Below are 7,631 nucleotides of genomic sequence, written 5' to 3'. Positions count from 1 at the left end.
TCCGCGCGATGCTCCATCACCAGCCGCACAGCCTGGCTACGAAGCGTTGAGTCAATCTTCTTGGGCATGGCGCCCATCCTCTCTGCTAGCTCACAACGGAGCGGCAGAGAAGTCGGAACGGTTCAGGTCGCCTCTTCGCTGCTGGTGGAGGGGACTACTGATCCGTGATTCCAGCCAGCCGCAGGGCCCTGCTCACCGAACAGCTCGGCGAAGTCGACCTGGTGATCCGCCGGGCCAGCCGATGACCCCTCCCACGGTGTCCCCCAGGACGGGCCAGGCCCTGCGCGCGGCGATGGAGCGCCTGTTCGCCGGCAAGCCCGCCCGCACCGACGGCAAGCTGACCAAGAACAACCTCTGGCGCGAAGCCGGCGTCAGCCGGGCCACCATGAACCGCGCGACCGCGGTGCTCGCCGAGTGGGATGACCGGGTCGGCCAGAGCCCGGCGAGCCAGCGCGACCAGAAGCAGACCGAGGAGATCGCTCTCCTTCGCCGCCAGCTGAAGGACAACCGCCACGAGCGACACCGGCTCCAGGACCAGGTTGACGCCGCGGCTACCGTTATCTCCGTCCTACTCGCCGAGAACACCGCCCTCCGCGAGCAGGTCACGAGACGGTCGGCCGTCATCGTCCCCCTCAGGGCCTCAACCACGGGTCTTTAGCACGCGACTGACCTACTTCAACACGCTGACCAGGGTTCTTGCAGCGATCTGAGAATCGCTAGGTGCGTCACGTCCAGTGCATAAGTATGTCCACAGCGTCGCGACAGCCTTGAAGGCCACCACGGTTTCGTTGGCGCACATGTTTCTGGACCGCTTGAAGGGCACTCGATTGAAAGACCCGACGCGCTCAGATTGGCTCAAGCTGGCCGTGCTCGCAGTCCTAGCGGCACTCACCATAACGCTCTTCGCGCTCGGCCAGGATGCTGCCGCCGTGGTCAGCGTGCTGACCAATCTCGGACTGGTCGTTGGCGGCCTTTGGGGCGCTCCCCCCAACCGCCCCCAGCCCCAGCCCCAGCCGGGAGACAGCCAGAAGGGCCCGGAATGACGACCTCGTGCACCCACACCGCAGACACCACCTGCCCCGCCTGCAACAGCAGGAGAGGAGGCCGACCGCCAGCCGAGATCCGCGCGGAAACACCCGAGCTGCGGACCCTCATCGAGGAAGTACGAAACCTCCACACCCAGCGGGGTATCACACGCAAGCAACTCGCCAAGGCCATCTACAGCAGCGAGTCAACGATCTCTCGTGATCTGTCCGGGGCCCGATACCCCAGCTGGGGGCAGATCAAGGCAATCGTCATATCCTGCGGTGACGAGAAAAACTTGAAGCACTGGCAACAACTCTGGCAACACGCACAGATCGCACGGATTCGCAACGCGGGCGCAGTCTGCGGCGAGATGCACCTTGCCGTGCGCGGTTCCTTCGCCATGGCCCTTATCCGCTGGGTCCTTCCACCAGCCGCCTTCAGGGTCGCCCGCCGGATCCTCCCACTGATCACTACAGCCATCTTCTCGATCATCATCTACTACGCATCCCACCGGTGATCATCCGACCTCCTTCCAAGTGACCAGTTGAGGTGTCTCATGAGACACCTCAAAGTCTGGAGAACCGGGGCTGGTGTGGCCGAGGGTTTTGAGGTTTGCGGAGCGGTCGCCGGCCAGCTGGAGGTCGGCCCAGGGGTGGAGCTGGGCGCCGCCGGTCCCGATGGGGATGGTGCGCTGGGGCTGCGCGGGGGTTGGGTGTGGGCGGGTTTCGCCGAGGAGGCGGAGGGCGGCTTCGGGGCCGTGGTCGCCGCGGGCCCGGGCGATCGCGTCGAGGTCCCAGGCCATGTCGCCGGTGACGGCGTTGCACGGGCCGCGGCGCTGGACGGTGCCGCGGACCAGCAGCAGCCCGGAGTGGAAGGTCGTGTGGGCGCAGGCTTCGTGGGTGTTGTCGAAGAAGGCGAGGTCGACCATGCCGGAGCCGTCTTCGAGGGTGACGAAGATGATGCGGCGTCCGGAGCGGATGGGCGGGGTCTGGGTGGAGGCGCGCACGCCCGCGACCAGGACGCGCTGGCCGGGGCGCAGAGCGTGGAGGTGGGCGGCGTCGCTGGCGCCGAGTTCGCGCAGGAGCCGGTGGTGGTGGTCCATGAGGTGCTGGGAGACGTCGATGCCGAGGACGGTGAGTTCGGCGTTCATGACGTCGCGGCCGGTCATCTCGGGCAGGCCGCTGGGTTCGGCGGCCAGCAGCTGGTCGTCGAGGGGGAGCTGGCCCTCGTCGTGGCGGGCATGGGCCTGGTGGTGGAGCTCGGCGATCTGCAGGAGGAGGTCGCGGCGGGTGAGGTTGCCGCGGACGGGTTCGAGGGCGCCGATCTCGGCGAGGTGTTGCGCGGTGGGGCGGGAGGGGCGGGCCCGGTGCCACAGGTCCTGAAGGGAGACGTAGGGCTGGCCGGCGGCGAGGCGCTGGACTTCGTCGGTGTGGATGCCCTTGACCGCGGAGAACGCCAGGCGCACGCCCCAGGTGCCGTCGGGGGTCTGCTCGATGACGTGCTGGGTGCGGGAGGTCGGACCACCCCTGACCGACTTCCGTCCCGACAGGACCGCATGACCAGCACCATGACCGACGGGCGGCGGGCAGACTCGGCCCGCCGCCGCGAACGCGTCCTCAAAACCCTCGACACCATGTTGCGAGGCGGCGGTGACATCACCGTCTCCGGCCTCGCCCGCGCAGCGCGGGTGGACCGCACATTTCTCTACCGGCATCGCGACCTCCTCGAACGCGTCCACGCCGCCGCTTCGGCACCACAGGAGGAAGGCCGGATCGCGGCGGTCAGCCGGGCATCCCTCCGAGCAGACCTGGCCAACGCCCTCGAACGCAACAAACGCCTTGCCGCGCGGGTGCGGCAGTTGGAGAAGCGCGCCTCTCCCAGATCCTCGGCGAGGCCGCATGGCACGAGTCCGGCTTGGGGGCGCCCGCCGACATCGACCAGCTTCAGCGACGCATCACCATGCTCGAACAAGAACTCGCCGACACACAGGGGCAATTGGAGGAACGAACCGATGAGCTCGACGCCGCCCGGGCCGCCAACCGCGAGCTGACACGGGCGCTGAATCACAGTCCTTTGAGTCGACAGTGATGAGAGCGATGTTCACCAATCACTGATCCTCTCGCCATCTATTGCTTGCGGGAGTTCTCCGTCAGAGTGAACGTCCTATTGTTGTAATAGAAGTCGTCAGTCACAGAATCCGAAGGGAATGACATGAAAGGCCTCCCCTTGTCGTTGATTTCAGTTTCCCCTTGTTCGCCGTCGGAGATCCATCGCAGCTTCGCAGTCCACTCGGCGAACCCTTTAGCTGATCCCAGCAAGACAAAGTATTCGGGGTCGCCAGGTGAGACCTTATAGGGAAAGTCGACCGCCTTGGGATTCGGCGTCCCGTCTGGGAAGTTCCTCAGCAGTTTGAAGCTTGGCTTTAGGTCATCGAAGGAAACCTTGTACTGCCGGGGGGTAAGGACATCACCACAGCCGACTCCGATGCCCATCAGCTTGCCGGGAACTTGCCGATTCCTGCTCTTCACTACCACATCAAGCCCAGTCAGGACGACGTCCTTCCCTTTTGACCCCTGGACTGCAACCTCGACAGCCCTCCCAGTTGGCAGTCTTGCTCCTGCCTCTCGGCGAATCCTGTCAGCGATTCCGATCTGCTCCGCGAGGTCAACGGTCGCATCGGGTGCATCGCGTGAGAACTCCTGGCTCAGCTTGTCCGCGACCTGATGCGGATCTCCACGAAGCAACCATGTGGTGCACATGGGATCATCACTCATCTTGACACTGACACGCGGAGGGATTACCTCGCCTTCATCACTGAAGAGATTCTCAATCAGTGAGATTCCACCCTGCTGCAACCAGCCGCCGATCACAGCAACTGCGACAGCCGTCGCCGCGCCAACAAAAGACGGCCTTCGCCACCAGGGCCTCACCGACGAATCCCCTCCACCTGGAATTCCCGGACCTGGATTTCCGCCATCTCCGTCACCAACCATCAAGCCCCCGCCCTGACCTAGCTCATAGTCGGATCATCCTCGCGCCCCCCAGTCGCGACCTGCACTCGACAGGTGTTCACCCAATTGAGTGAAGCGATGCCAGCATGGCGAGAACTGGAGACCATGGGGGGATGTCCCGAAGCAACACGCTGCAAAACGCCCCAAATTCGAGTGATGTGCGATCGACGTCACGAAAGGACAGATCGAACGAGCTGGCAGCAGGTCGGGCACAAGCTATGCCCTGCACCTACCTGAAGATCGCCTCAATGCGATCACGCTGATCGCACCACCACGCCTCCGTCGCAATAGCCACAATCGCCCGATCCAGCGATGGCACCATACCTGTTGCGCCGGATAACCTGAGCCACACGGCTGCTGAGCTGCACGAAATCCCAAAATCTTCGTTGCGCACAGCTCTCTCCCCCGGAGAATCTCCGCACTCTGCAAGACGCTGCCCTGGTCGGTGGAGCCGATGCCGGGCTGGACGGCGGAGACCAAACCCAACGCCCGCGACACCCACATCGCCTCCCGCCCCGACTCCCCCGGCTACACCCCGGAACAGAAGACCGAGGTGACGCGACTGCGCACCCTCGTGCTGGACCTGGCGGTCACCGTGACCACACACCCCTTCTGGACCACGCTCGACTGCGGCCAGGTGGTCGCCGCCCGCATGGCGCTCAAACACGCCCACGAACAGAAAGCCCCCGCCGGCGACACGGAGAGCAGCGACTACGCCGCAACCGCGTAGCGAGGCGAGACCCATCACCGCGGTTCTTCGTCGAAGCCGGTGTTCCACACACCCTTCTGCGGACTGGCCCCCGACACAATCCTGACGTCGACAGCCCCTATGGTTCCCCCTGCGAGCTGGAACAGCTGCCCATCAGCACAGCCACGCGGACCGAGTCGGCAAGACTGCCGTACCAGTCGTCCATCGACTGGGAGTACCCACCGGACCCGTCGCCGTGGACCAAGGAGCAATGGACCTTGTTCAGGCAGCAGGCGGACGCCGCACGGGACGCCCTGCGCCGGGAACTTGGTGACGACTGGATAGTCGAGGACCGTCGCAACCGTTAAACGTCAAGGTGAGTACCTGTTTCCGAAGGGGCTGAGGTGATCTCTTGGTAGGCGGCTCCCTGAAACAGCTACCTCAGAAGCACGCTCTCACCGGTCAGGCCCGTGGGCAGCGAACGGTGAGCTCCTCCTGTTTACGGCAGTTGGGATCTGCCATGCACCGCACGTCAACGAAGGCTGGTTCGCTGCAGATGAGGAGGGTGCCGTCGTCGAAAGCATTGTCGAAGGCGAAGGTCCAACTGCCATCAAATTCAACGGTTACCACGCCTGTGTTTTTGCCGCCCGAGGGAGTGCGGACGGTCACATGGACCTCCTGGCAGCCCTCCGCGGTCCCCATCGCTTTGACACCGTCCGGATATCCCCCCGGAGTCAACCCTTGCACCGCGTCAACGGTGATACGGCACTCATGCGGCTCAGGTGGTTCGACAGGGCCTTCTGGCTTGACGTCAGGCAGGAGACGTACCGTCACAATCGGTTCGTCATGGACTGCCACCACGGCCTTGTGGGTGCGCATGGTCCTTCGATCGTCCGTGCGCTCAGCCCAGACGATGTATGTGCCAGGCGGCAGCTCGTAGTTGTGGTGTCCAGCTGCACCTGCTGTGATGCCGCTGGTGTAGGCGATGCCCTTCCAGGAGAAGGATTTTTCGTTAGCGTCGGCAGTGAAGAAGACCCAGCCGTCGCGATCGTCAACCCTGGAGGCACTTCCAGGCGCCATCACCCAAGCGTTGATGCGTGGCCACATGGTTTCGCCTCCTGTCAGGCTTTGAAGATCCAAAGGGCGGACTCGGTGTCGTCTTGCACCGGGTCGTCCGAGTCAGTGTCGTAGTACTTGAGGTCGTTTGGCGTGTCGTCACCTTCGAGATCGTGCACGTAGAACACTCCGATCCCCAGGCGCGCTTCACTCGGGTTCACTCCAGAGAGCTCCGCCACCTTGTTGGCGAGTTCGGACAGCTTCGACTTATCTACCTCTAGGCTATATCCGAGTTTTTTGAGAATGTAGTCACCATTTTCGCCCGCATTGGGCAACTGAAGGATGTCGATTGTGAAATACTTCTTATGTTCGTGGGTTCCGATGTAATCGTCCCAATCCCCTGGGTCTGCAGTGTCGGCGAAATCTACTCCGCACCCTGTCGGCCCGACGATCAGAAACGAAGACATCTCTTCGTCGAATTCGTTTTGATCGCTGAAGTCCTCGACGAGTGCTGTCGTAGTCACATATGGAGTCGGAATCTTCCCCATGGTTTCGGCGACCATCTTGAGAGGCTTGAGCGCGATCGAGATGAGCTCCAGAGCCCCCTTTAGCGCGTTGAGACCATCAAGTACGGAGTTGTAGGCAGAGGCGATCTGTCCGACGGACGCCGGGGAGCCCGGCGGCAACATGACGAGGTGCTTCTCGCCGGTCAGCTCCGAATCCTGAGCGCAGATGCAGACGGCCGGCGGAATCGGAACAGTGAGCTCTACGGTAGGAATCGAAAATGGGATCTCCACCGTCTTGTTTGGCCACTTTGACTCATCCGAGCCCAGAGCGGCACTCGAAATGGTGATTTTTACCTTGAGTTTGTGATCGAGCTCGGGCAGCTTGACGGGAGGGACGGTCGGGAGTGGGATGCCGCTCGCTGTACCCGCTTTGAGTCTCACGCGCGGCGCTAGAAGGAAGGCAGTCGACAGCACGGGCGGTGGTGGTGCCGGGGCCGCTGGCGACACGGGCACCTGATGGAACTGAGGCTTGCCCGCAGAGTTCGTGGCGTCGACTGGCTTCCAACTCCCGTCCGACCCTAGACGTTCGAGCGTGTATTCGACCTTGATGCGAAGGATGTCGAGCGGTGTCGTGGAAACGGCCGTTGGCACGAAGGTAAAATCTGAGGCCAACTGGCTACCACCACCCCCGCCCGGAATGACATCCACATGCAGTGCCTCGTTGGGACTGAGCGCAGGACCATTGGCAACGACCCGCGTCTGTTCCATCGCCTGCTTGGCCAGATCATCACTTAGTGTGCCCATCAACCCTGTCCCTTCTAGCGGCACGCGATCAACTTCACCTAGGCGAACCCACCGGATGTGTAGCCACGCTGGATATGGAGCTGGCACAAGCACCGCGAAAACCGCCTGATCGTGTAGTCAGGGGGCGGATGGCGTAACTGCCTGTTTATGAGGCCGCCATGATAAGTGGTGTGCTGGCGGGGTGGGTGCCTTGATAGGCCTGGTCAGAACACGGGTGTCGCTGGGTGACGCGGTCCAGGATGCCGCCGCCGGTGGCAGGGAGATCCCGAAGGCGTTCGGTGGCTGGCACGCAGTGTCCACCGAACGGGGGCACTGTGATCCCCCGCCCGCCCCAGCCGGTCAGGTGACCCTGTGTGCACGCTCCCGCGCGCAGTCTGAAGGGCATGAATAAGGAATGTGCGAAGAAGCTCAGGGAGCTCTTTCCAACTTCACGCTGAGCTGGTCAGGTGTAGGGCGAGGACGGCTTGGGCGAGTGCGGTGATGCGGACCGGACGGCGGCGTGCACGAGCACCGAGTTGGTCACGGGTGGACGCCCGCCTG

At 63.3% G+C, this 7,631-nt stretch carries 8 protein-coding genes and 2 pseudogenes; 6 read left to right on the top strand and 4 right to left on the bottom strand.

The features are described 5' to 3' along the window. The first annotated feature begins 256 nt into the window (after window positions 1-256). From LUZ64_RS36215 to LUZ64_RS36205, 3 genes are all read left to right on the top strand, one after another. Window positions 257-658 carry a hypothetical protein gene (locus LUZ64_RS36215; RefSeq protein ID WP_095581803.1) on the top strand — a complete coding sequence of 134 codons (402 nt, stop codon included), beginning with the start codon at window positions 257-259 and terminating at the stop codon, window positions 656-658. A gap of 76 nt (window positions 659-734) precedes the next feature. Next, a complete protein-coding gene (locus LUZ64_RS36210) occupies window positions 735-1,043 on the top strand; it encodes a hypothetical protein (RefSeq protein WP_095581802.1) in 309 nt (102 codons plus the stop codon). Then, window positions 1,040-1,543, top strand: coding sequence for a helix-turn-helix domain-containing protein (locus LUZ64_RS36205; RefSeq protein ID WP_095581801.1), 504 nt, complete (start codon window positions 1,040-1,042; stop codon window positions 1,541-1,543). The genes LUZ64_RS36210 and LUZ64_RS36205 overlap by 4 nt, the downstream gene beginning before the upstream one ends. On the opposite strand, the pseudogene LUZ64_RS36200 reads toward LUZ64_RS36205, so the two are convergent. After that, window positions 1,544-2,539: pseudogene (locus LUZ64_RS36200) on the bottom strand (helix-hairpin-helix domain-containing protein); the annotation flags it as partial. It abuts the gene before it with no gap. 42 nt (window positions 2,540-2,581) lie between these two features. Between LUZ64_RS36200 and LUZ64_RS36195 the strand changes: the two are divergent. Together LUZ64_RS36195 and LUZ64_RS36190 are read left to right on the top strand one after the other, a co-directional pair. Continuing rightward, a pseudogene (locus LUZ64_RS36195) lies at window positions 2,582-2,830 on the top strand (DUF6262 family protein); the annotation flags it as partial. A 110-nt stretch (window positions 2,831-2,940) separates the two neighbouring features. Beyond that, window positions 2,941-3,114 (top strand): hypothetical protein, encoded by a 174-nt coding sequence (locus LUZ64_RS36190; protein ID WP_232390640.1) that lies wholly within the window; start codon window positions 2,941-2,943, stop codon window positions 3,112-3,114. A gap of 38 nt (window positions 3,115-3,152) precedes the next feature. On the opposite strand, the gene LUZ64_RS36185 is transcribed toward LUZ64_RS36190, so the two are convergent. Then, window positions 3,153-3,956 (bottom strand): hypothetical protein, encoded by an 804-nt coding sequence (locus LUZ64_RS36185; RefSeq protein ID WP_143593184.1) that lies wholly within the window; start codon window positions 3,954-3,956, stop codon window positions 3,153-3,155. Window positions 3,957-4,416: 460 nt separating this feature from the next. Between LUZ64_RS36185 and LUZ64_RS36180 the strand changes: the two genes are divergently transcribed. Beyond that, the gene (locus LUZ64_RS36180) at window positions 4,417-4,767 is read left to right on the top strand and encodes a DUF8825 domain-containing protein (RefSeq protein ID WP_504954295.1); all 351 of its coding nucleotides are present in this window, start codon (window positions 4,417-4,419) and stop codon (window positions 4,765-4,767) included. A gap of 420 nt (window positions 4,768-5,187) precedes the next feature. Here LUZ64_RS36180 and LUZ64_RS36175 read toward each other — a convergent pair whose 3' ends face one another. Both LUZ64_RS36175 and LUZ64_RS36170 read right to left on the bottom strand, forming a co-directional pair. Continuing rightward, the gene (locus tag LUZ64_RS36175; RefSeq protein ID WP_143593182.1) at window positions 5,188-5,832 is read right to left on the bottom strand and encodes a hypothetical protein; all 645 of its coding nucleotides are present in this window, start codon (window positions 5,830-5,832) and stop codon (window positions 5,188-5,190) included. A gap of 14 nt (window positions 5,833-5,846) precedes the next feature. Next, on the bottom strand, window positions 5,847-7,091 hold the full coding sequence (locus LUZ64_RS36170) for a hypothetical protein (protein WP_143593180.1): 1,245 nt from the start codon (window positions 7,089-7,091) through the stop codon (window positions 5,847-5,849). Between the last annotated feature and the right edge of the window lie 540 nt (window positions 7,092-7,631).

This window comes from Streptomyces albireticuli (assembly GCF_021228125.1).
GTDB lineage: Bacteria > Actinomycetota > Actinomycetes > Streptomycetales > Streptomycetaceae > Streptomyces > Streptomyces albireticuli.
Note: the sequence above shows the minus strand (reverse complement) of the source record. Positions and strands in the feature narration are given on the sequence as shown.

Coding starts and splice junctions, on each gene's coding strand:
- LUZ64_RS36205 (WP_095581801.1), top strand. CDS start 1,040: ATGACGACCTCGTGCACCCACACCGCAGACACCACCTGCCCCGCCTGC.
- LUZ64_RS36175 (WP_143593182.1), bottom strand. CDS start 5,832: ATGTGGCCACGCATCAACGCTTGGGTGATGGCGCCTGGAAGTGCCTCC.
- LUZ64_RS36170 (WP_143593180.1), bottom strand. CDS start 7,091: ATGGGCACACTAAGTGATGATCTGGCCAAGCAGGCGATGGAACAGACG.